Below are 25,353 nucleotides of genomic sequence, written 5' to 3'. Positions count from 1 at the left end.
TTATTCTCCTTTAAATGCAAAGTGTAGATGATGCTTATTCTTATCTAATAAGAATTCTTCATGTGTCTTAGCACCCCATGTATCATCTCCTGCAACACCCATCTGCTTCTCATTAATACATAATACTGTCTGATATGCTTCAGGTAATTCATCATGATGACGTGCATTTTCTAATTCATAAGGTGTGTAATGTAAAGCTGACATTTCAAAATCATCGCCCTCTAATAATAATACCTTATTTTCACCATGAATCAATACTTCCTTAACATGTGTTCTATTGCCACATTCCTGTGGGTAGAGATAAGGTGTACAGTTGTCTGTGACATTATAATCATATCTTCCAAGCATTGCCCCTTTATTTCTATCTATATAGTTTTCTTCTGGACCAAATCCATAATATGAGACATGCTCCATATCCTTATATAACTGGAATAATAGGCCGAATGCAGGCATTTCAATATTGGACGCAAGAGGCTGATAAGACATATCTACTTCTACTTTTCCATCACCATATACAGTATATGTAAGATAAAGTAGTTCATCTCGTAAACGAGGTAAATCATATGTATATTCAATCTTGCATGATGTTTCTTCTTTAACTACTCTCACAAATTGACATTTAGCATATAAACTTGCAGTTAACCATTCCCCATAGCGATAGCCATATTTATTTTCCACATCATTATTTGTAGAAGCTCTAAAGAAGTTTGGTTTTACAGGCACACGAATGTATTCTTCTTGATGATAACGATAAGACACTAATCCCTTCTGTTTTGAGAAAATGACATTGAAGTCCTTCCCTACTACACCAACATTCAAATAGTCTTCTACCACTTTAACTGGTAAAGAAGAATTCTTTACTGTTTGAGGTTCATAGTTATAAATATACTGTTCATATGCATACACTTGATTATCTTTCTTTAAATAGATATTCAATGCATATTCTTTATCTTCTTCAACCACAAAAGGATTCTTGATTGTAGTTGTGTATTGTGGTGCACATGCAACAATAACATTCTGTGATTGAATGACATAGCCGTCACATAACAAATCAATCTGTAAAGTGTATTCATTCAAATCAGTAAATAAGTATCTATTATCTAATTTGATTTCCTGTTCATTGATTGTGAAATCTACATATTGATAACAATACTTTACTTCCTGCATCTTAGGAGTATTCTTACGATTCGCAAAGACTAATCCATCGCCACAGAAATCAAAATCACTTGGTCTTTCTTTAAAATCTCCTCCATAACAGAGTTTTCCATCATGATATAGTGCCTGATCGATATAATCCCAGATAAAACCTCCCTGATAAAGAGGATATTTCTTTTCTAAATCAATATACTTAAATAAAGCACCATTACTATTACCCATTGAGTGTGCATATTCACATAGAATGAACGGTTTGTCCTGATGTGTAGTTAAGTACTTTTCTATATCTTTCACATATGTATACATCTGACTTTCAATATCACTTGTCTCATTGTAAGAACGATCGTGGAAGATACCTTCATAATGAATGACACGTGATTGGTCTTTGTTTCTTAAGAATTGAGACATTTCATAGAGATTCTTACCTCCGTGAGATTCATTACCTAAAGACCATATAATAATAGAAGGATGATTCTTATCTCTTTCATACATTGAATTTGCACGATCTAGAATAATATCTAACCATTCAGGCTTATTATCAGGAATAATATGTTCCTTGTCAAAGTACTCACTCCATGTACCATGTGTTTCTAGGTTCACTTCATCAATGACATAAAGTCCATATTCATCACATAGATCATAGACGAAAGATTGATTAGGATAGTGTGATGTACGCAATGCATTGATATTGTGTGCCTTCATATTTAAGATATCCTGTTTTGTTTCTTCATAAGATACATGTCTACCTGTATAAGCAGAAAATTCATGTCTATTAACACCGTGGAAGATGATTCTCTGCCTATTGATACACATAATACTATTTATGATTTTAAATTCTCTCACACCGACCTGCTGGCTTATACATTCTACTAAACCTTCTTCATCCATCACTTCAATAATCAATGTATAAAGGTGTGGTTTTTCTGCAGACCATAAATGAGGATGATCTAATTCAAATTGAAGTGATGTACTATCCTCTTTTATTTGACTCGAAATAATTTCATCATTATATTTTAAAGTATAAATAACCTTTGTAGGATGAATAACAGTTGGATTCACTTCTACGACAGCATGATCATATGTATCATTCAAATGTGTAAGTATCTTTACATCTTCCAAGTGTGTACGAGGTACCATTTCTAGTTCTACATCTCTAAATATTCCTGAGAAACGCCAGAAATCCTGGTCCTCCAGCCAGCTTCCGCTACTAAAGCGATACACATTCACTGTAATCTTGTTGTTTCCTTCCTCTATTAAAGAAGTAATATTAAAGCGTGATGGTGTAAAAGTATCTTCACTATAGCCTACAAAAGTTCCATTAACCCATAAAGCCATTGCGGATTCTACACCGTTAAAATTAATATAAACATCTGTGTCATCTTTAATAACTGAACTATCAAAATATGTAATATAGCTGCCAATTGGATTATGTTCTGGGATTTCTCCTGGTATGATTTGTTCTGTGGCAGACCAAGGATAGATCTGATTGACATACATAGGTGTTCCATATCCCTGTAACTGAATATGTCCAGGAACATTGATTTCATCCCAGTTATCACTGTTGTAATCCTTGTTAGAAAAATCTTTAATTAATTGATTAAACCCATTAGCATAATGAAATTTCCATTTACCATTTAAAGAATAGATATAACTACTCTTATTTGTATGCATCTCCTCTAGAGAGGCATAGCGATGTATTGAGGCATGTGCCTTTTCACGATTGATATTAAATACCTTTGGGTCTTTGACCCATTCATTGTTCATTTCCATATATTTTATCCTCCAAATATAATTATAAAAATACGAGAACAAATAAAAATGGAATGGAGTATAATATAGGGTAATATAGTATAATGTTGTATTTTTTTACTTTTATTGAGATATAATGGTTATGAGGTGATTTACATGGAAGACTTAGAAAAAATACTCAAACAGCTCTATCTTGTCTCAGGATTAAATATGTCCATCTTTGACATTAATCAAAAAATACTGGCTTCTTACCCTCATGAGAAATCCAAATTCTGTCATGAGATAGAAAAGAGCAAAGCTTCTGATCATTGTTTTATATGTGATATAAATGCGATGAATCATGTAAAAGAGACTGGCGAACTTTATGTCTATCAATGTCATTTTGGACTCAGTGAAGCAATTATGCCTTTATATTCTTATGGTGCTTTAACTGGTTATTTAATGATGGGGCAAGCGGTTATAGGAACATATAGAAACTATTCTGAAATCATCAATAAATCTAAGCCCTATTTTGAAAATGAAGAAGAATTAAGACAACTTGTCACAAATATTACTATATTAGATGAAGATCAGATATATGCTTTTGCACATGTATGTGATATCTGCGCAAAATACATTTCTCTCACCAATCGCATTCAGGCCAAGAATGATCATCTTGCCCAGGAAATAAAACAGTACTTAATTGCGAATTATAGTAAACCTATTACGATTGATCAGCTATGTGACTTTTTCTTCTGCAGCAGAGGAACATTGTTAACTCATTTTAAATCTAAATACAATACGACTATCCACAAATTCTTATTAGATTACCGATTAAAGAAGGCTGCAGAACTATTAACAAATAAGAAACAAACCGTTAAAGAGATTGCTTATCAATGTGGCTTTGAAGACCCTAATTACTTCTGCAAAGTATTCAAAAAGGAGTACCAATGCTCCCCTCTAGAATTCAAAAACAAAGGTCTATAACGAATAGATAGTATTTACTACTACCTTGAGCGTTACAGTTCTTTTTCGTATATACAAACCCAAAAAGGTTATTCACTTCTTAAAATGGACCCTGTAAAAAGGACACGATAAAAAAGGATATTTATTTCGTGACCCTGTTTTACAGGGTTTTTATTTTGCATAGTATAATGATTATAGAATGGTGGTGTTATTATGGGAGTAAACTATTTTAGTGATGAACAAGTAAAGGAACTCGAAAAGAATCCATATGTAAAGAAAGTATCTATCAAAAGCATAACCTATTCAGAAAAATTCAAAGAACTCTTCTGGATTGATTTACAGAAAGGCATGATGCCTGGAAACATATTTAGAAAGTATGGATTTGATCCTCATATGTTAGGATCTAGTCGAACTCTCAAGTTCACAGATCGTGTAAGGAAAGAAGCAGCAAGGGAAGAAGGATTCAAGGATACCAGAGGCACAAAATCCGGAAGACCTTCTACAAAGAATCTTACCATTGAGGAACAGCTAGAAAGGCTTAAGCAGAAAAATAAAATTCTCCAGCAGGAGAACGATTTTTTAAAAAGAGTGAGATTTATCAACAGAAAGCAAATATTAAAACTGCAGAAGGGCAAACAATAAGAGAAAAATATAAAATGATAGATAGAACTCTTGAATCACCTAGTAATAATCTGAGTGTCTCAGCATTATGTGATACTGCAGGTGTTTCAAGAAGTGGGTTCTATTCATGGAAGAAACGAAAAGGTTCCATAAGCGAAAAAGAAGAACAAGACCGTAAGGATTTTGAACTGATTTTAGAAGCATACAGGTTCAAAGGATATGACAAGGGCAGACGTGGTATTCATATGCGTCTTCTTCACATGGGCATTGTGATGAACCATAAAAAGATTTCAAGACTGATGAAGAAATACGGACTATTCTGTCCAATAAGAAAAGCCAATCCTGCAAGAAGAATGGCTAAGGCAATGAAAACATCAAATTATGCAGATAATATTCTAAACAGACACTTCGAGGAATATGGTCCTGGATATGTGCTTGAAACAGATATTACTTATCTATTCTACGGTCACAAAAGATCTAAAGCCTATCTATCGGTGATAAAGGATGGATTTACAAAGCAGATTCTTGCATATGTATTATCACCGTCTTTAGAAGTAGACTTTGTCCTGGAGACAATCAATCAGCTTTACAGTAAACATAAGCATAATATTCACACTGATGCTTTGATACACAGTGATCAGGGTGTGCATTATACAAGTGTCAAGTTTATTGACTTACTCAAGAGCCTGGAAATCAGACAGTCAATGTCAAGAAGAGGAAACTGCTGGGACAACGCTCCCCAGGAATCCTTCTTCGGACATATGAAAGATGAGATAGGTAGATATACAGAGAATGCCTGCTCATATGAAGAACTAAAGGAAATAATAGATTCCTATATGGTTTATTACAACAATGATCGTTATCAGTACAATCTGGCCAAACTTTCACCAAATGAATATTTTGAATATTATATAACTGGTGAATACCCACTAATTCATGTCGCAAAGGAGCCTGATGAATATAAGGAAAAATTCAGACAGATAAGAAATAATCTTGATAGAAACTCAACGCTCGAGAAATTAGTAGCTATCCTTCAAAGAATAACTCATTTCAAACAGTCCATCAGGTAGTCTGCGTAAATGACTTCTGATTATATCTATATCATTATTACTTAATGATGCAAAGCCAAAATCATCCATCTTAGTGAATATAACAGTGCCATTAAAATAACCGTCAGCATCATCTGGAAATGATCTGTAAACAATAGTATGACCAGTATCATATACACTTAAATCCTTTACAAGAAGATAGACTGATGGATCATCATCAAATATATAATCTCGGTAGTCAAATACACCAAGTTCATTTCTTATGACTTCCTTCATTCTATCTGTTTCCAATACACATAAAACTCCATCTTTAATAATTACATATTTACATAGTTTACACATAAAAATATCCTCCTGGTTAATTACACCTAGAGGATATCTTTATTTCTAATCATTTTTAAGCGCCTTTTTATTTAATGTCCTTGACTCGGGGTCCACATTATCTGCATGGTGAATAACCTTTTTCATATTTCAGATGCACTCAAAAAGAACCTGCCAATTTCTTAAAAAAATTTTTATCAGCAGATAAACAATCTGAGCATCTCCTTGACCTGTTTCATCTGTTTTTCTTCAGTTTCTGGTATTTCCTGATATTATGCCCCATTGAAACAATGGTAAATCTCCATCTGAACATTGTCATGTCCTCTTCTGTAGAGTCTGTCAACTGATTAAGACTTTCAAAATCAAAAAAGTTAACTTTCTGATTGTATGTTTCAATCATTGCTTTTATTTCTGCATTTTTTGTTAACTCATTACTAAAGCAAGGAGAATGTGACGTGCACTTATCCAAACATTAATTCATTATATTTTCGTAGTCTTGCAATTCATGAAAAATATTATCTACGTAAACAGTATCGTTTTTAATACGATACAGCATAAAATAGCGATGAGATAAAAAATTGATTCTTCGGTATCCTAATTCTCTTAATTTTGGATTATCACAGAGTTTCAGGCTTCCAGCAACATTTGACAAACCGATTTTTGTTGCCTCAAAGTCATTTAATAAATGTCTTGCAACCTGCTCAGTTTTCTTTTCAAACAAAAGATATGCAATGAATCTATCAAAATCTTCCTCTGCACCCTTCATTAAAACAATCTTATAATCCATATTTTGATCTCAAATCAGAAATCACATGATCAGCATCCCTGAACTCTCCCTGTTCTCTGGACTTTTCTAATTTTGCAAGCATCTCTTTCTCAATCATCGGTGCGTATGGATTTAACCCAGTCTGTCTTTTTATTTCAAAAGGAAATCCATTTGTCGCAACAGCCTGTGTTAAGAATATTCTGATTGCTGTTGTTGTATCTGTACCCAAATCTTTAAATAAAGCATCTGATTTACTCTTTAACTCGTCTTCCACTCTAACCTGAATTGTACTAGCCATATTCGGCACCTCACTTCCATCTTTTTCTATATTATAATGCTATATCATATCTACTTCAATACATATGTATTGCTTTTGTAAGGTTTACTCCATCCACTTACATAATAATGTATGTTGCATTCCACGACCTCATCGCCTTCCTATCAAGCGGATATTCGCAATCTGCTTCACTACCTGCTTTTTTCATGCATGAAAAAAAGTCCCTCATTGAGGGACTCATATATTACATATGTTTCTTTGCAAAGTTCCAAGTATCTCTGCACATATCATCAAGTGTCTTTTCAGCCACCCATCCTAACTGTTCTTTTGCACGAGTAGGATCTGCATAACATGTTGCGATATCACCTGCACGTCTTGGCTTGATTTCATAAGGAATCTTGATTCCATTAACTCTTTCAAATGCCTTTACGATTTCTAATACACTATATCCTTTACCTGTTCCTAGGTTACAGATATGAACACCTGGTGTTGCATATTTTTCAATTGCAAGAACATGACCCTTAGCTAAGTCCACAACATGGATATAGTCACGTACACCTGTTCCATCCGGTGTATCATAGTCATTACCAAATACACCTAAGCAAGGAAGTTCACCAGTTGCCACCTTCATGATATAAGGCATAAGATTGTTAGGAATTCCCTTTGGATCTTCTCCTAATAATCCTGATTCATGGGCACCAATTGGGTTGAAGTAACGAAGAAGTGTAACAGACATTTCTGGTACAGCATGCTGTACATCTGTTAGGATTCTTTCCATCATAGCCTTTGTAGAACCATATGGGTTTGTAGTCTGTCCTAATTCACAGTCTTCAGTTAATGGGACAACCTTTGGATCACCATATACTGTAGCACTTGAAGAGAATACAATTGAAGGGACATGATACTTCTTCATAAGCTTAGCAACAATAAGAGTTGTCATTAAGTTATTTGTATAATATTCAATAGGCTTTACTACTGATTCACCTACTGCCTTGAAGGCTGCACAGTGAATGACTGCATCCAATTTATTTTCCTTGAATACGGCTTCTGTCTTATCTTCATCTAAAACGTTGAATTCATAGAACTTTACTTTCTTACCAGTGATTTCATGAATGGCATCTAAGGCTTCTGGTTTTGAATTTGAGAAGTCATCGATGACTACAACATCATGGCCGCTCTGTAGTAGTTCTACACAGACATGACTACCAATATAACCTGCACCACCTGTAACTAATACATTCATATTTATTCCTCCACTACTTTACAACCACCAAGTTTTCTTACCTTAAGTACATGACAGCTGCCTTCTCCAAATAATTTTTCAATTTCTTTCTTATATTCTGGAACAAAGTCATTTTCTACAAATGCCTGAATTGTACCTGCGAATCCACCACCATGTACTCTAGATACACCATGGTCGCCTAATACGATTTCACTTAATGCTAGACCTGCAGAAACTGCCTGATGCTTATAATCAAAGTCTGCATAAACATTCTGTAAGAACTTATAGCTTGAGTTACCAGATTCCTTGATTAACTTCTTGAATAAGTCAAAGTCATCATTGTTTAATGCTTCTACAATCTGAGGTACTCTTGCATTTTCCTTGAAGAAATGAATAGCTCTTAGAATTTCTCTATCATTCTTAACGGCTGCTCTGACATCAGCAATATGATCAAAGAATTCCTTTTCATCTACTTCTCTTAAGAATTCCTTACCAAAATAATGAGCGACATCCTTCATTTCAGTTGGAATAGCACCATATGCATCTGTTAAGTCTGCATGGCTTCCCTTTGTATCAACGATACATAAGCTATGATCATATTTAGAGAAGTCTACATCTACATGATTTACAACAGGATGTTCTGTATCCTTGAAATCGATAGAGATCAATCCACCAACAGCACATGCACACTGGTCCATTAATCCACAAGGCTTACCAAAGTAGACATTTTCAGCATACTGACCTACTTTTGCGATAGTGACCATATCGATGCTCATATTGTTATATAAGCCATCAATGATTGTACCGATGATTGTTTCAAAAGCAGCTGAACTAGATAAACCAGCACCTACTAATACATCACTTGTAATGAATGCTTTGAAACCACCGATATTGTAACCGAGTTCTTTAAGTTTAGAGACAACACCTCTGATTAGTCCTTCTGAAGTCCCTTCTTCTTCATCCTTCTTATCTAAATCATTTAAATAGATTGGCTTAATATTAAAGCTATCAGATACAACATTGATGACATCATCCTGTCTAGCGACTACACCAATGGCATCTAAGTTAATAGAACCAGCTAATACACAGCCATGCTGATGGTCTGTATGGTTACCTGAGATTTCACTTCTACCTGCAGCACTATAGATGCTGACATTTTCATCACCATAAAGTTCAACGAACTTATCTAATGCATTGGCATATCTATCTTTCTGATAATCTACGAGACTTGCATCTTCATATAAGTCTTTCAACATTTCATCATATTTATTCGTTTTAAATTCTTCTTTTAATAAGCTTGCTTTCATTTTGTTACCTCGAATGTATATACTGTTTCTTCTTTAAATTTTTTATTTGCCTTTAAAATGACCTTTGGGTTTTCTTCTTTATGAATACTGTCTGGTAAATAGCTTGTTTCAATACATAATGCATCTTGTGGATGCATAGTGTAACCATATTTATCTAACTGTCCATCTAAATAGTTTGCACTATATACCTGTGCTGATGGATATGTAGTAGATACAGTTAATTTAATACCAGTTTCTGGAGAATAAAGTTCTGCCTGATTCTTATCTGTATTAAATACAAATGGATGATCATAACCACGCGCTGTGATTAACTGTGGATGATTGTCTTTGATACAGTCTCCAATCACTTTTTCACTTCTAAAGTCAAATGGAGTATTTGTGACATCTAATAATTCACCTGTATATAATCCATCACCATCAACGCAGCCTACTTCATCAGCATTAAGTTTTAATACATGATTATGAACACTTGATGCATGTCCATTTAAGTTGAAATATGAATGGTTTGTGATATTGATGATTGTATCCTGATCACTTGTTGCTTCATAGCGCATATGAAGTGATGTTCCTTCGATTGTATAATAAGCATAGAAATCTAATGTACCTGGATAGCCTTCTTCACCATCTTTAGATACATAGTGGAACTTGACACCATCATCAATAAATTCATAATCAAATACCTTGTAAGAGAATCCTTCAATACCACCATGCAATGAGTTAGGACCATTATTAATAGGAACATTATAAGTCTTCCCATTTAATGTGAAGGTTCCCTTCTCAATACGGTTGCATACTCGTCCTACCAAAGCACCAAGATATGTACCATCTCTCTTCTGGTAATCTGATACTTCAGGGAAACCTAATACACAATCACATGGATTTTCTTCTTTGTCCTTCACTACAGCTTTAAGTAGTGTGCAGCCAAAGTTTGTGACTTCTACATAGAAGTCTTTGTTTTCTAAGCCGATGACAACAATACTGTCATCTAATTCTTTCTTAATTTCTACCATAAGCCCTCCACGAAGCGACTGAATCCTTCAATTCCTTCATCAGTCATTTTATATACACCAGCATCTTCTAATACCGCTACAAACTTCTTAGTGACTTCTACTTCTAGGAATTCATCAACATCCTCGTAGTCACAACTCTTAAGATATTTGTACCAGTCTGCATGCTTCTGTAATGACTCATTTGAATCAAAATCCGCATTTCCTAATAGACACTGTTTGATATCTTCTAATTCATTCTTTAATCTTGCAGGAAGAACAGCTAAGCCCATTACTTCAATTAAGCCGATGTTTTCCTTCTTAATGTGGTGATGCTGTGCATGAGGGTGGAAGATTCCTAATGGATATTCTTCAGTCGTACGGTTATTTCTAAGTACTAGATCTAACTGATACTTTCCATCCTTCATACGTGCAATTGGTGTTACTGTGTTATGTCTTACACCATCTGTATATGCAATGATATCTAGTGATTCATCACTATAATCAATCCATTTTTCAAGAATAACATCAGCCAAAGCAATGATTTTTTCTTTGGAAGTAGAGGTAAGTCTTAGAGTTGACAATGGCCAATACAACATATCTACCTGTACCTGGTCATGTTCATAACTCTTGATTACTTTCGCATCTTCCATAGGAAAATGATGACGACCGCCTTGGTAGTGATCATGGGTAAGGATAGAACCACCTACAATTGGTAGATCAGCGTTACTTCCCAGCATATAATGAGGGAACTTATCTACAAATGCGAATAGATGCTCGAATGTATTGTGGTCAATTTTCATTGGCTGATGTTTTTCATTAAATACGATACAGTGTTCATTGTAGTAAACATAAGGTGAATACTGTAGGTAATAGCGATGATCTGCAAGGTCTAATGGGATAATACGATGATTCTGTCTAGCAGGATGCTTCATATTACCTGCAAATCCAACGTTTTCTTTACATAATAAGCAAAGAGGATAGTTTGTAGATTTGATATTCTTTGCAGCTGCAATCGCTTTAGGATCCTTTTCTGGTTTAGAAAGGTTGATAGTAATCTGAATATCACCATATTTAACATAATGGTTAAACTTGATATTCTTATCAATACGTGATTTACGAATATAGTTACTACTAATACTTAAATCATAGAAGTAGTCTGTTGCTTTTTCTGGAGATTCATTATAAAGAGTGTTGAACTTATTTACTACTTCACTAGGACGAGGCATGAGGCAGTTCATAAGTCTTGTATCAAATAAATCTTTTTCAGTCACAGAATCTGAAATCATACCTTTTTCTACTGCATAGTCAAGAATATGATCAATGATATCCTGTGCTGTTTCTAATTTTTCATCGATTTCTTCTAATTGGAATTCATCTAACTGAAGTAAATCTAGAATTAAATTTGCGGCATAGTACAAATCATCTGTACCAATCATGCCTTTTTGTAATGCAAAGTTGAGTAATCTGTTGATCTGATGGTTCATTGTGAGGTCTCCTTTATGTTGTTCTTTCTTTCACTTATATAATAATCATTTTAGTAAAAATATCAACATATTTTATATATAATTCATGCATTTTAGTTAATTTTTACTAAAATACCATAATAAAAAAAGAAGAACCTTATCTTTAGGTTCTTCTGGTTCTTCTCTACATTATTTGCATGATTTTCTAATAACCAACTGGCAAGGAAGCTGAATTCTACGGGGATAGAAAACATCATTTCCTTCAATCATATTGTGAAGTACCGATGCACCAATTTCTCCCATCTCACTTGAAGGTGCATAGACAGTAGATAATGTAGGACGCGTAAAATTGCAAGCATCCACATCATTAAATCCAATAATTGACACTTCATCAGGAACCTTAATACCAACATCAAGTAGAGCCTGCATAGCTCCCATCGCAAGAGGATCATTAGCACAGAACAAGGCCGAAGGTACGTTACCACCAGAAATCACACGATTCATTACTGCATATCCTTCATCCCCTGTCATTTGATGCTTCGTTGTATAAATCTCATAATCAACACCTAAATGTTCGCAATATTTAATAAAACTCTTTTTTCTAGATGTTGTTTGTAAATTTAATTCATCATATTCATTTCTACCCATAAAGCCGATCTTTTTATGACCTCTAGAATGAAAATATGCAACAACTTTAAACATTGCATCATCAAAATCTAAAGAAATGCACGTGTTAGTGATTGGAGATAAATCCATATCAAGCAATACAATGTTTGATGTCATCTTATTAAACAATTCTAAATGCCCATGTTCAAACTTACCAATACAGACAATTCCATCAACACCTTCAAGTATTTTTTTTATATCTAAATCATCATATCTTACTTTAGTAGAAGCTATTTTATTTTTTCTAAGATATTTTTCTACACCTTGCAGTATAGACAAGAAATAAGTATCTCTTATTTCCTGTTCAAATGTATAACATTGAATAATACCAATCTTAAGCACTTTCTTTTTGTCTTTTTGTCTTAAGGAATAATTTAATTCAGTTGCAACTTTCAAAATTTTTTCTCTCGTTTCAGGCAAAACCTTTAATGTTTTATCTTCATTTAGTACTCTCGAAACAGTCGCAATTGAAACATCCGCAGCTTTCGCAACATCTTTAATTGTAGCCATTAATACTCCTCCTTAGACAAAAAATGATAGCAGCGTCCTAATAGATATAAACTTAATCTATACTTATAAGAAAGCTACTATCATAATATAACACATTTTTGAAAAATAAAGTTAAAAAACTAGTTATTATTCATCCTAAAGTGAAAAGTTAAATTCCACTTTAGGCGGGGCAAAGTTGCGTTTAGTCTTTCACTTCTTTCCACTTGATTTTACTCTTACAGTTGAATTTACTTTTACACTTTCAATAGTTGAATTTTCTCCTTCAGGTATATAATTACTGTGATGTCTGTTTCTCTATTTCATGAAAGGCTGATTATCATGGCTAAATCAAATAAGAATCTGCATCTTACTCTTTCAGAAAGACAAATCATTCAGAGAGGGATAGAAAATGGTTCTACCAAGACTTCTATCGCTGCAACTCTTGGAAAGGATAAATCAACTATAGGCAAAGAAATCAAGGCACATAGAAAACATTCACATATTTGCAGCTTTGATCCTGCGTGCGCCAACAAGGACAGATGCAAGCATCACCATGTATGCAAGAACTGTGCTGACTTAGTAGTTTTTAAATGTAAGCGAAGAGACAGATCTCCTGGCGCCTGCAATGGCTGTCCTAAATACCAGCACTGCAGATTTGATAAGTTCACATATTCTGCAGATATCGCCAATAAGGAATATATGGCTGACCTCATTAACTCAAGAGAAGGAATAAATATGACATATAGCGAGCTTAAGGCTTTAGCTGATATCATTGTCCCTCTTATCAAGAAAGGTCAATCACCATATCAGATCATTACTTCTCATCCTGAATTGAATATTTCTGAAAAGACATTATACAACTACATAGAATCTGGCGTATTTAGACAGTTCGGTCTGCTTGATATTGATCTAAGAGTCAAGACAAGAAGAATATCAAAGAAGGATTCTGTCAAATATAAAAAAAGAGAAGACAGAAAGTTCCTGATAGGCCACACCTATGATGATTTCATCTCATATACTGACGATAATGACAACGTTAGTATCGTCGAGATGGATACCGTCTACAATGGACAAAGCGGTCCGTTCATGCAGACTTTTAAGTTCCTGTCTTACTCTTTCATGTTTATTATATACCATGAAGAGAAGACTGCAAAGGTTATGGTTGAAGGTGTAGACCTTCTTGAATCGATATTAGGAAAAGAACTGTTCCTGAAAGAAGTAGAAGTAATCAAGACGGATAGAGGTTCTGAATTTTCGGATGCAGAAGGACTGGAAAAAGATAATGATGGCAGCATGCGAACTCATGTCTTTTACTGTGATCCTATGGCATCACGCCAGAAAGGAAGTCTTGAAAACTACCACAAGGAGATACGTTACATATGCCCTAAAGGGACAAATCTCCAAGCGCTTGGTCTAGATTCACAGGAGAAGGCTAATCTCATAGTATCCCACATCAATTCCCAGCCAAAGGAGTACCTGAAGGGAAAATCTCCGCTGGAGATGATGGAGTTCCTTAATCCAGATTTATACAAGAGATTCATAGAATTTGGAATCAAGAAAATAGAAAATGATGATATTATTTTAAAACCATATTTATTAAAAGAAGATAACTAAAATCATTCGGAGAATGTATGAAACATGAGAGGCAGGCTGACAATAGCACATGAAAGTAAAGTGGAATTTAGTCTTACACTCGAAAAAATGAACGAAATTCCATAGCTTTATTGCGCCTTAAAATACCATGATTTATGACGTTAGAATCTCATTTCTAGTGTACGAATGATTAAGTTCCATTCCCAAAACAAAAAGAATATCAGAATTAATACCCGATATTCTTATGAAAATATAATCCTGAACGACTAAATTCCACATCATTTTCGTTTCTTTTTAAAGTGGAATTTAACTTTTCACTTTAGGAGTTATTATTCATGTCTTTTTTAAAAATTGGTTTATCAACTAGATTGATTGAATCAGAAACAATACCTTCTGTTTCAAAAATAACAATTTGATTATTTCCTTTTTTTAGTAATGGACCTGGAATATACAATGAAAGAGTAGGCCCCGAATTATAGAATCTTCCTAAGTTAAATCCATTTACTATAACTATACCTTTTCCAAAGGCAGATAGGTCAATAAATGTTTCTTTAGGTGTGTCCTGAATATCAAATACATACTCATTGAACGTCGGACCTCCAATATTGGCGTTATCCCATTCAATTTGATTTACCTTCGTAAAATCAATACAGTACTGTTTCCAGTTCTTTGTAAAATGGATATCAAGCATTACACCATTTCTTATACCTTTTCTTTGTGTATCAGCTTGTAGTTTAGATCCATAATTTACTCTTCCCATATTCTCTAATAATATGCCTAAGGAATGTTTGCAATCTTTTTTTGTATGAAGTGTGACAGGATCACCAATTTCTTCTTGATATTGAGTTGCTACATACTCTTTATCTAAATAAATCTGTGCTCTATCTCTTGCATCAATGATTCTCATAGTCACATCATCCTTATATGACTCAAAATCATGTTCATACAAAACGTAACCATAATAATAATCAAGTTTTTCAAAACTTTCAGGCCATGGACTTTCAATGACTCTACTTAAACTAGACAATGTATTAAAAAGGGAGACGCTTCTATTCAAAGAAACCCTGCCATAACTTGCTGTTTTTCTTCTATCAGGCAAAATATCCTGTTTGCCTGTAATCATTTTTCTCAATAAATGATACTTTTCTGTTTTGGCACCATACTCTGTTAAGATAGCATCATAATCATAAGATGTAATCTGCGGCAAATCATGTTCTTTTCTAGCTGAACATCCATTCATCCATCCAAAGTTTGTACCACCATGGAACATATAGAAATTGATACTTCCTAAATCAATCATTTCTTTAGCACTCTGCACTAATTCTTCAGGATCTCTTTTTACAATTTCCATATTCCATCTATTGAACCAACCATCCCAGAATTCCATACACATGATAGGTGCAACAATCTGATGCTTTTTCATAAATTCTTTTAATACTGCGATATTTTCTTTTGCATTAGATCCGAAATTTCCTGTCGGAAAAACATCTTCTTCAAAAAGGCTGCCTGCCTCTAATGCTTCTTCCCAAGTCCCATCTGCTGTAAATATCGGCACCTCAATGCCATATTCACGCATCATTTTGAGTAATGCTTTTAAATAGTCTTTATCTTGATTATAAGATCCATATTCATTTTCTAGCTGTGCTAAAATAATAGTCCCTTCTCTATTAATTTGATATTTAGCAATCATAGGTAATAATACAGCATAATATTCTTCTAAGTGCTTCATATAAACACTATCATTAGTTCTTAAACGAATATCTGAATCCTTTAGAAGCCAAGCTGGTAAACCACCTAATTCCCACTCTGAACAAATATAAGGTGAAGGTCTTATGATAACATATAATCCTAACTTCTTTGCAAGTTCCAAAAAGGCACATACATCTTTTTGACCATCAAAATCAAATTTTCCTTTATATGGCTCATGCAAATTCCATGGGATATAAGTTTCAACAGCATTACATCCCATGTCTTTTAAATCTAATAAAGTATCTTCCCAATATTCTGGAACAATTCTAAAGTAATGAACTGCTCCAGAAATAATTTTGGTTTTCTGCCCGTCTATAATAAAATCTTCTTTGATTTGTATTCTATCCAAAACGGTTATTCCTCACCATTTCCAGCATTTCCAGCATTTTCAAATTTTGGGTTATTAGCTAATTTAACAAATGGGAAGTAAATAATAACAGCAAGTGCTAAGTTAACTAATGATAAGATAATTGAACGCCAGTCAAAAGCTGTACCAAAGAAACCATATAGAACAGGAGGCATTACCCATGCAACGTTTTGTGTTACTGGAGCAACTAAACCTAAAGCTGTTGCTGCATATGCAACACCTGACATTACGATTGGACATAATAAGAATGGAATAAATAGAATTGGATTTAATACTGTAGGTAAACCATACATAACAGGCTCTCCAATGTTGAATAAGCAAGGAGCAATACCTAATTTAGCAACCTGTCTGTAATGTTTATTCTTTGATACCATGAAAATTGCGATTAATAATCCTAATGTTGCGTACCATACGAATGCACCATATGACACACTAGTCCATAAATAAGGAATTTTTGTACCAGCCTTATATGCTTCAAGGTTAGAAAGTAAAGCAACACCAAATACACCTTCCATGATAGGTGCCATAACGTTTCCACCATGGATACCAAAGAACCAGAATAACTGAGTTAAGAATGCAACAGCAATAACTGAAACCGGGCTCTGAGAGAATCCTAATAATGGAGCCTGTAATACATCATAGATTCAATCGATAATTAGTTTACCAGTTAACTGGTCAAATGCAAATGTAAGAATTGCAACAACATACATTGCAACAAAAGCAGGAATAATAGATGTGAAAGGAACAGCGATTGCAGGTGGTACTGAATCAGGTAACTTAATAGTAATGTCTTTCTTCATAATCTTAGCGAAAACAATAACTGCTAAGAAGCCAATAATAATTGCAGTGAAATAACCTCTAGAACTTACCTGGTTACCAGGAATCAAGCCACTAACAGTTACTGATAAAGATCCCTTTGCATAACTTAAGCCAGCTACTTTGTTAAGAGCTTTAGCAACACCACTAGTTACACCTGATACTTCAAATGCTTTTGTCATTGATGTTCCTAAAGAAATAACAAATGATGATAATGCGACTAAGCCACCTGATAGTTTATCAACTTCGTATACTTTTGCAATGTTATAACCCAAAGCAAAGATGAATACAAGTGATACAATAGCAAGTGAACCATTAAAAATAAGACCGTTGATGTCTACTAACCACTGGAATGTTTTAGTAATTCCATCCCATCCGAACTATGAAGGGAAGTCTACTAAAAAGGCATTAATCAATAAAGCGATTGATCCTGTCATAACTACAGGCATAGTTGCAATGAATGAATCCCTTAATGCAACTAAATGTTTTTGAGTACCGACTTTCATAGCAATCGGCATCAATTTGTCGGACATAAAGTCCATAAATTTCTGATACATTTTTCTCTCTCCTCTTTTAATTGATATTACATCGATGTTTTATCTGCTATGATAGTAAAACATTTTAGTAAATAAATCAATTGTTTTACTCTATTTTTATACGTTTTTACTATTTATTTGACGATTTTACAGTTATAAGACCAATAAACTAATTATTTTACTGATTTTTTACCTATATTTCTTTAAATTAATAAGTAAAACAATTCTTTTATCTAGAAAAGTAAAGCATAATATTTTACCAACAAAATACAGTTTTCATTCTTCGTGAACTATTACATTAAATATACATTTATTTTTCAACTATATACTCACACCATTGGTATAATAAAGAAATCAAACAACTTTTTGTAATACCCATAGCCTGCATATGATATTAATCTCATCTTTCTCATGCCATTTAAAAGAATCCTATTAAAAACGTCTTTTATACCAGTAGTTTGTGGGTATTCAAGTTAATAATTTGTTTTTACAACTTTCATGCTATTTAAGATAATATCGCATCGGAATCAGATTTTCCTGGTTTCTCCGATTTTCCCAATTTCTGTATAATTTCTTTATTTTTTTATTGACGTGTCTACTTCTACATGGTATTATAGGTGAGCAGTCAAGAAATGGGCCTGTAGCTCAGTTGGTTAGAGCGCACCCCTGATAAGGGTGAGGTCGATGGTTCAAATCCATTCAGGCCCACCATTTCTAAAACTGTTAAACATGGGCCTGTAGCTCAGTTGGTTAGAGCGCACCCCTGATAAGGGTGAGGTCGATGGTTCAAATCCATTCAGGCCCACCATGTTTATTTAAAATTTCTTTGGGGCCTTAGCTCAGCTGGGAGAGCGCCTGCTTTGCACGCAGGAGGTCAGGAGTTCGATCCTCCTAGGCTCCACCATTTAGAACTTAACAGACACATATGTGTCTGTTTTTTTATTTCATTGCGTAAAAAAGAACCATAGTCCTACATAAAGGATTATGGTTCTTTACTTTTAGTAACCTGCACCAGTGTCTGTATTCTTCATGATTTTAACTAGGCGGCTTGTACCAAGTCTGTCAGCACCAAGTTCGATGAACTTTTCAGCATCATCAAATGACCTAATACCACCTGCTGCTTTTACTTTAACTCCTTCACCCACATGATCATGCATTAACTTTACATCATCAAATGTAGCGCCTGCAGTTGAGAACCCTGTTGATGTCTTAATGTATTCTGCACCTGCATTTGTGACTAATTCACACATCTTGATCTTTTCTTCTTCTGTAAGAAGACATGTTTCAATAATAACCTTTAAGATTTTACCATCACACGCTTCATGAATCTGACGGATTTCATCTTCTACTTCTTCATATCTCTTATCTTTTAAGAATCCGATATTAATAACCATATCAATTTCAGATGCACCATTTGCGATAGCATCCTTTGTTTCAAATACTTTTACTGCAGTTGTACTGTATCCATTTGGGAATCCAATAACTGTACAGATAGGAAGTTTACCATCCACATATTCTGCTGCCTGTTTCACATAAGCAGCTGGAATGCATGCAGATGCTGTACCATATTTGATTCCATCATCTAGGATTACCTTAATGTCTTCCCAAGTGGCACTCTGAGCTAATAATGTGTGGTCTACTTTTTTTAAAATATCATTTGTATTCATTTTATTTTTACCTCTCTTTACATAAACTATTATAACAGTTTATCTAAAATAAAGTAACCAATTATGTTTTCCGGCATCTTAATTCCAATTTTTTGTAATTATTGCACCTATAATCGTAAATGTATCAGTTTCTTTTAATTTCCTTTTTCTTAATAAAAAGAATAAGTTAAGCTCAAATTATAGTTTTCTTTGTTTCTATATTACTATAATGCTATAATGGGTGAAATATTAATAAGGAGGTTAATATAATATGTTAGATGCATTTGCGAATAACTGGACAATACTTGTTATTTCCTTCTTTATCTATAGTTTCTGTGGGTGGATCTGGGAATCACTTATCTGCCCTATCGCCACAGGTCATAAGATACATAACAGTGGTTTCTTAACCGGACCTTGCATTCCTATTTATGGATCAGGTGCGATTGTTGTATGTGCTTTATTTCCTATCTCTAAAGATTGGTCTCTTATTTTTATAGAAGGAGCTATTGTCGCATGCTTTATTGAATATCTCACATCTTATTTCATGGAAAAGATGTTTCATGCAAGATGGTGGGATTATTCTCAAATGAGATTTAATTTAAATGGTCGTATCTGTTTAGAAGGCTTCTTTATCTTTGGTTTCTTCTCTGTGACTGCCGTAAAGAATGTACAGCCATATCTAACTCATATGCTTATACAATATGATTATATTCCAATGGTTATTGCTTCTACTGTTTGTATCACACTATTCACAAGCGACTTCATTACTACACTTGTTGAAGCCACTCATCTTGCGAAAAAGCTTGAGACAGTCTCTCAGGATCTTAAGAAGTTTGCCGATGAATTAGAACTAGATATTCATAATGAAATTACAACAGATGATATCTTTAAGATTGCACGTCAATTAAAGGATAGTCACCGTGAACATCTTATTAAGAAATATTCACATCGTCGTTTAGTCAAGGCATTCCCTGATATCTTAAACAAATACCACACAAAAACTCAGAAATAATGCATCTGAGTTTTTTTCTTTTGTGTAAACGGTTATAATAAACAAGAGGAGGTGTGACCATGGAAAAGAATGCATTATTTAAACTCAGTTATGGTTTGTATGTATTAGGTGTAAATGATGGTAATAAGCCTAATGGCTGTATTATTAATACAGCTGTACAGCTCACAAGTAATCCTTATCGTATTGCAGTGACTGTGAATAAGGCGAATTACACTCATGATGTATTGATGAAGTCAAAGAATATGACTTTATCTGTGCTTGATATCACATGCCCTTTTGATATCTTTAAACGATTTGGTTTCCAGAGTGGTAAAGAGATTAATAAGTTTGATGGTTTTGATATGTATGATTTGAAAGACTCATTACCTTACTTAACACAATATGCAAATGCATATATGAAAGGTCATGTTATAGAAACATTGGATGAGTTAACACATACGATGTTTATTGTAGAACTTGATGATGCTGTTATCTTAAATGATCATGATTCTATGACATATGACTATTATTTCAAGAATGTGAAACCAAAACCAGAAAAGAAGAAAAAAGGATGGGTATGTAAGATTTGTGGATGGGTCTATGAAGGTGATGAATTACCTGAGGATTTGATCTGCCCAATCTGTAAACATCCGGCATCTGATTTTGAGCCACTTTAAGCAGGAGGAAAAGGAATGTTTAATGTAAGACAAATAAGTGATGATTTTTATTATGTAGGAGGCAATGATAGACGTTTAGAACTATTTGAAAATGTTTATCCTGTTCCTGATGGTGTAAGTTATAATTCTTATTTATTAGTAGATGATAAGACTGTCTTATTAGATACTGCAGATGCAGCGATTGCTCATCAGTTCATAGAAAATTTAGAACATGTACTAGATGGTAGAACACTTGATTATGTAGTCGTCAATCATATGGAGCCTGATCATTGTGCAACACTTTGTGATATTGTAATACGTTATCCTAATGTAAAGATTGTGGGTAATACTATGACATTCCGTATGATGAAGCAGTTCTTTGATTTTGATGTAGATAGCCGTGCTATAGTTGTCAAGGAAGGCGATACTTTAGAAACTGGACATCATGTATTAAACTTCGTTACTACACCAATGGTACATTGGCCTGAAGTCATGATGACTTATGATTCTACAACTGGTATTTTATTTAGTGCGGATGCATTTGGTACTTTTGGTGCACTTCATGGCAATCTATTTACAAGTGAAATGGACCTAGATGAATCATTCTGGAATGAAGCAAGACGTTATTATACAAATATTGTTGGTAAATATGGTGTACAGGTGACTAATGCCTTAAAGAAAGCATCTACTCTCGATATCTCAATGCTTTGTCCACTGCATGGACCTATATGGGATGAAGATATTAACTTAATGGTAGAACATACTGCTTCTTGGGCTGCTTATAAACCTGAAGTAAAGGGTGTTATGATTGCTTATGGTTCTATTTATGGCGGTACTGCCAATGCAGCGGAGATTCTTGCAAGTAAGTTAAGTGAAAAAGGTATTCACAATATTAAAGTATATGATGTATCTAAGACTGATCCATCTTATATCTTATCTGAAAGTTTTAAATATTCTCATCTAGTATTCGCAAGCGCATCTTATAATGCGGGTTTATTCACACCTATGCAGAACTTATTGGTAGAAATCAAGGAACATCTTTTACAGAATCGTACATGTGTTTTAATTGAAAATGGTACATGGGCACCAAGTGCTAAGAAGACTATGAAAGCTATTCTTGAACCATTATCTTGGAATTATATCGGTGAAGGGCTCACTATTAAATCACGTATGAAAAATGCAGATTATGAAAAAATTGAAGCTCTTGCTGATGTGATTGTAGAAGATATGAATGAAGAACATCAAGTTAAGGAAGAAGCTCCTGTGCGTAAATGGCGCTGTAAGATCTGTGGTTATGAATATAGCGGAGAAGAACTTCCTGAAAACTTTATTTGTCCTCTATGTAAACATCCTGCTTCAGATTTTGAAGAAATAACTGAATAATACATACAGTCAAGTCGAAGAAACATTTGTTTCTTCGACTTTTCTATTGACAACATATTAATATATTCATATAATTAAATATGTAAAAACGTTTATATGAGGAGGAGCCATGGAAAAGAGAAATGAATTCTTAAATGCGAATGAAGATGTTGTTTCAAAGGTTTTAGAGAATCAGCCTGATGATGAATATCTTTATGATTTAGCCGATTTATTTAAGACATTTGGTGATTCTACAAGAATCAAGATTCTCTATGCTTTATTTGAAGGTGAACTATGTGTAGGTGATTTAGCTACTATATTACAGCTTTCTCAGCCAGCCATTAGTCATCAGCTTAAAGTATTAAAGGATGCGAAACTAGTAAAGTTTAGAAGAGAAGGAAAGGTTATCTTCTATTCATTAGATGATGATCATGTAAGAAGTATTTTATCTATTGGTATGAATCATATTGAAGAGTAAAGGAGAAAATAATATGAAAAAGACTTATAAGGTAGATGTAGATTGCGCAAATTGTGCAAATAAAATGGAAGAAGCAGTAAAGAATACTGAAGGTGTTAAGGATGCCACTTTAAGTTTTATGACTTTAAAGTTAAAGGTTGAGTTTGAGGAAGGTGTTGATCCTCAGGCAGTTATGGAAAAAGCAAGAGAAAATTGTAAAATTGTTGAGGATGATTGCGAAATCTTCCTTTAATAAGGAGTGATTGAAATGACAAAGAAGCAAAAGAATGTTTTAAATAGAATTATTATTGCGATTGTCTTATTGATTGTGATTACTGTATTTAAGACAATTGTCCCTGTACCAGGCTATGTCGAGTTTATCCTCTATTTAATCCCCTACTTTGTGATTGGACATGATATTTTAAGAAAATCTATTAAAAATATCAGTCATGGTCAGGTATTTGATGAAAACTTCTTAATGGCTGTCGCAACAATCGGGGCTATGTGTCTTGGTGAATATCTTGAAGGTTCTGCCGTTATGGTTTTCTATCAGATTGGTGAATTATTCCAGAGTATTGCGGTTGGTAAGAGTCGTAAGAATATCGCCGCTTTAATGGATATTCGTCCTGATTATGCCAATATTATGGTGGATGGAGAGATTGAAGAAGTGGATCCGGATGATGTAGAAATTGGTCGTGAAATCATTGTCAATCCTGGTGAAAAGGTTCCTATTGATGGAATTATTGTAGAGGGTGATACAACACTCAATACAAGTGCCTTAACAGGTGAAAGTGTGCCTCGTAATGCCCATTGTGGTGATGAAATCTATAGTGGTTCTATTAATATGACAGCACGTATCACTGTTAAAACAACAAAAGAATTTGGCGAATCAACAGTTTCTAAGATTCTTGATCTTGTAGAAAACTCAAGTATGAAGAAATCCAAGACAGAAAACTTTATTACAAAGTTTGCAAAGTATTATACACCTGTTGTATGTTATAGTGCGCTCGCTTTGGCTATTATTCCCCCTATTGTCTTAACTATTATGGGACAGCCTGCCCATGTCGGTGACTGGATCTTTAGAGCCCTCACATTCTTAGTAATCAGCTGTCCTTGTGCTCTTGTTATTTCTATTCCATTAAGTTTCTTTGGTGGTATTGGATGTGCCAGCAAGAACGGTATTCTTGTAAAAGGTTCTAACTACCTAGAAACATTATCTGATGTTAAGTACTTCGTATTTGATAAGACAGGTACATTGACTAAGGGTGTATTTGAAGTGACTGATGTTGTACCTGCCGAAGTTTTTGATAAAGATCACTTACTTGAATATGCTGCTTATGCAGAAAGTGCTTCAACACATCCTATCAGCGTCAGCTTAAAGAAAGCTTATAATCAGAAAATCGATAATACACTTGTAGATCATATTCAGGAAATTGCAGGACATGGTGTAGAAGCAGACTATAATGGTCATCATATTCTTGCAGGTAATGCGAAATTAATGAAATTAAAAAGTATTGATTATAGTGCTTATACAAAGGATGGTACACTTGTATATGTAGCAGTTGATGACAAATATGCAGGTTGTATTGTGATTTCTGATATTATCAAGGATCATGCAAAAGAAGCTATTAGTGGTTTGAAATCATTAGGGGCAAAGGAAACTGTTATGTTAACAGGTGATAGTGCTTCTACTGCAGATCTTGTGGCCAATACAATTGGCATTGATACAGTACATAGTGAACTTCTTCCTGCAGATAAGGTAGAAGAAGTAGAAAAGTTGTTAGCTAAGAAATCAGACAAAGAAAAACTTGCCTTTGTCGGTGATGGTATCAATGATGCACCAGTACTCTCTCGTGCTGATATTGGTATTGCGATGGGTGGTCTAGGTAGTGATGCTGCCATTGAAGCAGCAGATGTTGTTTTGATGGATGATGATCCATTAAAGATTTCCCTTGCAACGAAGATTTCTACTAAGACATTAAAAATTGTAAAACAGAATATCGTCTTTGCGTTAGCTGTTAAGTTCATCTGTTTAGTATTAGGAGCACTTGGTATTGCGAATATGTGGCTTGCTATCTTTGCAGATGTAGGTGTTATGATTCTTGCAGTCATGAACGCAACACGTGCTCTCACAATTCATAATTAAAGGTATCCTCAGGGA

22 protein-coding genes, 3 tRNA genes and 1 pseudogene are annotated in these 25,353 nt (G+C 34.1%); 13 read left to right on the top strand and 13 right to left on the bottom strand.

All coding sequences use genetic code 11. The features are described 5' to 3' along the window. Positions 1-2,925 (bottom strand): glycoside hydrolase family 2, encoded by a 2,925-nt coding sequence (locus NQ499_RS03640; protein WP_006504372.1) that lies wholly within the window; start codon positions 2,923-2,925, stop codon positions 1-3. 135 nt (positions 2,926-3,060) lie between these two features. Between NQ499_RS03640 and NQ499_RS03635 the strand changes: the two genes are divergently transcribed. The 3 genes from NQ499_RS03635 (at position 3,061) to NQ499_RS03625 (ending at position 5,540) form a co-directional block, all read left to right on the top strand. Continuing rightward, a complete protein-coding gene (locus tag NQ499_RS03635; RefSeq protein WP_006504373.1) occupies positions 3,061-3,870 on the top strand; it encodes a PocR ligand-binding domain-containing protein in 810 nt (269 codons plus the stop codon). Positions 3,871-4,062: 192 nt separating this feature from the next. Next, a complete protein-coding gene (locus NQ499_RS03630) occupies positions 4,063-4,491 on the top strand; it encodes an HTH domain-containing protein (RefSeq protein WP_006507027.1) in 429 nt (142 codons plus the stop codon). Between the two features lie 14 nt (positions 4,492-4,505). After that, on the top strand, positions 4,506-5,540 hold the full coding sequence (locus NQ499_RS03625) for an IS3 family transposase (RefSeq protein WP_006507026.1): 1,035 nt from the start codon (positions 4,506-4,508) through the stop codon (positions 5,538-5,540). Here NQ499_RS03625 and NQ499_RS03620 read toward each other — a convergent pair. From NQ499_RS03620 to NQ499_RS03585, 8 genes are all read right to left on the bottom strand, one after another. Next, positions 5,490-5,861, bottom strand: coding sequence for a hypothetical protein (locus tag NQ499_RS03620; RefSeq protein ID WP_006507025.1), 372 nt, complete (start codon positions 5,859-5,861; stop codon positions 5,490-5,492). The two genes, NQ499_RS03625 and NQ499_RS03620, sit on opposite strands and share 51 nt — an antisense overlap. A 451-nt stretch (positions 5,862-6,312) precedes the next feature. Next, complete coding sequence (locus NQ499_RS03615; RefSeq protein ID WP_006504784.1) at positions 6,313-6,627, bottom strand: type II toxin-antitoxin system RelE/ParE family toxin; 315 nt, start codon at positions 6,625-6,627, stop codon at positions 6,313-6,315. Beyond that, entirely contained in the window at positions 6,617-6,904 is a 288-nt protein-coding gene (locus NQ499_RS03610) for a type II toxin-antitoxin system RelB/DinJ family antitoxin (protein ID WP_006504785.1), read from the bottom strand. Before NQ499_RS03610 ends, NQ499_RS03615 begins: the two co-directional genes overlap by 11 nt. A gap of 223 nt (positions 6,905-7,127) precedes the next feature. Then, complete coding sequence (gene galE / locus NQ499_RS03605; RefSeq protein ID WP_117548122.1) at positions 7,128-8,126, bottom strand: UDP-glucose 4-epimerase GalE; 999 nt, start codon at positions 8,124-8,126, stop codon at positions 7,128-7,130. Between the two features lie 2 nt (positions 8,127-8,128). After that, positions 8,129-9,412 carry a galactokinase gene (locus tag NQ499_RS03600; protein ID WP_006506805.1) on the bottom strand — a complete coding sequence of 428 codons (1,284 nt, stop codon included), beginning with the start codon at positions 9,410-9,412 and terminating at the stop codon, positions 8,129-8,131. Then, complete coding sequence (locus NQ499_RS03595) at positions 9,409-10,422, bottom strand: aldose epimerase family protein (RefSeq protein ID WP_006506806.1); 1,014 nt, start codon at positions 10,420-10,422, stop codon at positions 9,409-9,411. Before NQ499_RS03595 ends, NQ499_RS03600 begins: the two co-directional genes overlap by 4 nt. Then, positions 10,416-11,885 (bottom strand): UDP-glucose--hexose-1-phosphate uridylyltransferase, encoded by a 1,470-nt coding sequence (gene galT, locus NQ499_RS03590; protein WP_006506807.1) that lies wholly within the window; start codon positions 11,883-11,885, stop codon positions 10,416-10,418. The genes NQ499_RS03595 and galT overlap by 7 nt, the downstream gene beginning before the upstream one ends. A 168-nt stretch (positions 11,886-12,053) precedes the next feature. Then, positions 12,054-13,040, bottom strand: a complete 987-nt coding sequence (locus NQ499_RS03585) for a LacI family DNA-binding transcriptional regulator (protein ID WP_006506808.1) — start codon at positions 13,038-13,040, stop codon at positions 12,054-12,056. Between the two features lie 318 nt (positions 13,041-13,358). Here NQ499_RS03585 and NQ499_RS03580 point away from each other — a divergent pair, with 318 nt between their 5' ends. Beyond that, positions 13,359-14,633, top strand: a complete 1,275-nt coding sequence (locus tag NQ499_RS03580) for a helix-turn-helix domain-containing protein (RefSeq protein WP_040389542.1) — start codon at positions 13,359-13,361, stop codon at positions 14,631-14,633. Between the two features lie 298 nt (positions 14,634-14,931). On the opposite strand, the gene NQ499_RS03575 is transcribed toward NQ499_RS03580, so the two are convergent. The 3 genes and pseudogenes from NQ499_RS03575 to NQ499_RS03565 form a co-directional block, all read right to left on the bottom strand. Further along, the gene (locus NQ499_RS03575) at positions 14,932-16,710 is read right to left on the bottom strand and encodes a glycoside hydrolase family 35 protein (protein WP_259848601.1); all 1,779 of its coding nucleotides are present in this window, start codon (positions 16,708-16,710) and stop codon (positions 14,932-14,934) included. A 5-nt stretch (positions 16,711-16,715) separates the two neighbouring features. Continuing rightward, positions 16,716-17,867 (bottom strand): annotated as a pseudogene (locus tag NQ499_RS03570) (PTS sugar transporter subunit IIC). A 57-nt stretch (positions 17,868-17,924) separates the two neighbouring features. Beyond that, entirely contained in the window at positions 17,925-18,101 is a 177-nt protein-coding gene (locus tag NQ499_RS03565; protein ID WP_006505681.1) for a hypothetical protein, read from the bottom strand. Between the two features lie 613 nt (positions 18,102-18,714). Between NQ499_RS03565 and NQ499_RS03560 the strand changes: the two genes are divergently transcribed. The 3 genes from NQ499_RS03560 (at position 18,715) to NQ499_RS03550 (ending at position 18,984) form a co-directional block, all read left to right on the top strand. Continuing rightward, positions 18,715-18,791, top strand: a tRNA-Ile gene (locus tag NQ499_RS03560). Positions 18,792-18,811: 20 nt separating this feature from the next. Continuing rightward, a tRNA-Ile gene (locus tag NQ499_RS03555) sits at positions 18,812-18,888 on the top strand. 20 nt (positions 18,889-18,908) lie between these two features. Beyond that, positions 18,909-18,984, top strand: a tRNA-Ala gene (locus NQ499_RS03550). A gap of 94 nt (positions 18,985-19,078) precedes the next feature. On the opposite strand, the gene deoC is transcribed toward NQ499_RS03550, so the two are convergent. Then, positions 19,079-19,747: a deoxyribose-phosphate aldolase gene (gene deoC, locus NQ499_RS03545; protein WP_006505680.1), complete on the bottom strand. Its 669-nt coding sequence runs from the start codon at positions 19,745-19,747 to the stop codon at positions 19,079-19,081. A 250-nt stretch (positions 19,748-19,997) separates the two neighbouring features. Here deoC and NQ499_RS03540 point away from each other — a divergent pair, with 250 nt between their 5' ends. The 6 genes from NQ499_RS03540 to NQ499_RS03515 all read left to right on the top strand — a co-directional run bounded on the left by NQ499_RS03540 (position 19,998) and on the right by NQ499_RS03515 (position 25,338). Then, a complete protein-coding gene (locus NQ499_RS03540; RefSeq protein ID WP_006505679.1) occupies positions 19,998-20,738 on the top strand; it encodes a putative ABC transporter permease in 741 nt (246 codons plus the stop codon). Positions 20,739-20,797: 59 nt separating this feature from the next. Next, on the top strand, positions 20,798-21,394 hold the full coding sequence (locus NQ499_RS03535) for a flavin reductase (protein WP_006505678.1): 597 nt from the start codon (positions 20,798-20,800) through the stop codon (positions 21,392-21,394). Between the two features lie 15 nt (positions 21,395-21,409). Next, positions 21,410-22,756, top strand: coding sequence for an FprA family A-type flavoprotein (locus NQ499_RS03530; RefSeq protein ID WP_006505677.1), 1,347 nt, complete (start codon positions 21,410-21,412; stop codon positions 22,754-22,756). A gap of 109 nt (positions 22,757-22,865) precedes the next feature. Continuing rightward, positions 22,866-23,213: an ArsR/SmtB family transcription factor gene (locus tag NQ499_RS03525; protein ID WP_006505676.1), complete on the top strand. Its 348-nt coding sequence runs from the start codon at positions 22,866-22,868 to the stop codon at positions 23,211-23,213. Between the two features lie 13 nt (positions 23,214-23,226). Further along, complete coding sequence (locus tag NQ499_RS03520; RefSeq protein WP_040389865.1) at positions 23,227-23,445, top strand: cation transporter; 219 nt, start codon at positions 23,227-23,229, stop codon at positions 23,443-23,445. 15 nt (positions 23,446-23,460) lie between these two features. Then, a complete protein-coding gene (locus NQ499_RS03515; RefSeq protein ID WP_006505674.1) occupies positions 23,461-25,338 on the top strand; it encodes a heavy metal translocating P-type ATPase in 1,878 nt (625 codons plus the stop codon). The last annotated feature ends 15 nt before the right edge of the window (positions 25,339-25,353 follow it).

This window comes from Catenibacterium mitsuokai (genome assembly GCF_025148785.1).
Taxonomy (GTDB): domain Bacteria; phylum Bacillota_I; class Bacilli_A; order Erysipelotrichales; family Coprobacillaceae; genus Catenibacterium; species Catenibacterium mitsuoka.
Note: the sequence above shows the minus strand (reverse complement) of the source record. Positions and strands in the feature narration are given on the sequence as shown.

Coding starts and splice junctions, on each gene's coding strand:
- galE (WP_117548122.1), bottom strand. CDS start 8,126: ATGAATGTATTAGTTACAGGTGGTGCAGGTTATATTGGTAGTCATGTC.
- galT (WP_006506807.1), bottom strand. CDS start 11,885: ATGAACCATCAGATCAACAGATTACTCAACTTTGCATTACAAAAAGGC.
- NQ499_RS03580 (WP_040389542.1), top strand. CDS start 13,359: ATGGCTAAATCAAATAAGAATCTGCATCTTACTCTTTCAGAAAGACAA.
- NQ499_RS03585 (WP_006506808.1), bottom strand. CDS start 13,040: ATGGCTACAATTAAAGATGTTGCGAAAGCTGCGGATGTTTCAATTGCG.
- NQ499_RS03540 (WP_006505679.1), top strand. CDS start 19,998: ATGTTAGATGCATTTGCGAATAACTGGACAATACTTGTTATTTCCTTC.
- NQ499_RS03520 (WP_040389865.1), top strand. CDS start 23,227: ATGAAAAAGACTTATAAGGTAGATGTAGATTGCGCAAATTGTGCAAAT.
- NQ499_RS03595 (WP_006506806.1), bottom strand. CDS start 10,422: ATGGTAGAAATTAAGAAAGAATTAGATGACAGTATTGTTGTCATCGGC.
- NQ499_RS03565 (WP_006505681.1), bottom strand. CDS start 18,101: ATGTATCAGAAATTTATGGACTTTATGTCCGACAAATTGATGCCGATT.
- NQ499_RS03625 (WP_006507026.1), top strand. CDS start 4,506: ATGATAGATAGAACTCTTGAATCACCTAGTAATAATCTGAGTGTCTCA.
- NQ499_RS03515 (WP_006505674.1), top strand. CDS start 23,461: ATGACAAAGAAGCAAAAGAATGTTTTAAATAGAATTATTATTGCGATT.
- NQ499_RS03530 (WP_006505677.1), top strand. CDS start 21,410: ATGTTTAATGTAAGACAAATAAGTGATGATTTTTATTATGTAGGAGGC.
- NQ499_RS03525 (WP_006505676.1), top strand. CDS start 22,866: ATGGAAAAGAGAAATGAATTCTTAAATGCGAATGAAGATGTTGTTTCA.
- NQ499_RS03610 (WP_006504785.1), bottom strand. CDS start 6,904: ATGGCTAGTACAATTCAGGTTAGAGTGGAAGACGAGTTAAAGAGTAAA.
- NQ499_RS03615 (WP_006504784.1), bottom strand. CDS start 6,627: ATGGATTATAAGATTGTTTTAATGAAGGGTGCAGAGGAAGATTTTGAT.
- NQ499_RS03600 (WP_006506805.1), bottom strand. CDS start 9,412: ATGAAAGCAAGCTTATTAAAAGAAGAATTTAAAACGAATAAATATGAT.
- NQ499_RS03630 (WP_006507027.1), top strand. CDS start 4,063: ATGGGAGTAAACTATTTTAGTGATGAACAAGTAAAGGAACTCGAAAAG.
- NQ499_RS03640 (WP_006504372.1), bottom strand. CDS start 2,925: ATGGAAATGAACAATGAATGGGTCAAAGACCCAAAGGTATTTAATATC.
- NQ499_RS03620 (WP_006507025.1), bottom strand. CDS start 5,861: ATGTGTAAACTATGTAAATATGTAATTATTAAAGATGGAGTTTTATGT.
- NQ499_RS03535 (WP_006505678.1), top strand. CDS start 20,798: ATGGAAAAGAATGCATTATTTAAACTCAGTTATGGTTTGTATGTATTA.
- deoC (WP_006505680.1), bottom strand. CDS start 19,747: ATGAATACAAATGATATTTTAAAAAAAGTAGACCACACATTATTAGCT.
- NQ499_RS03635 (WP_006504373.1), top strand. CDS start 3,061: ATGGAAGACTTAGAAAAAATACTCAAACAGCTCTATCTTGTCTCAGGA.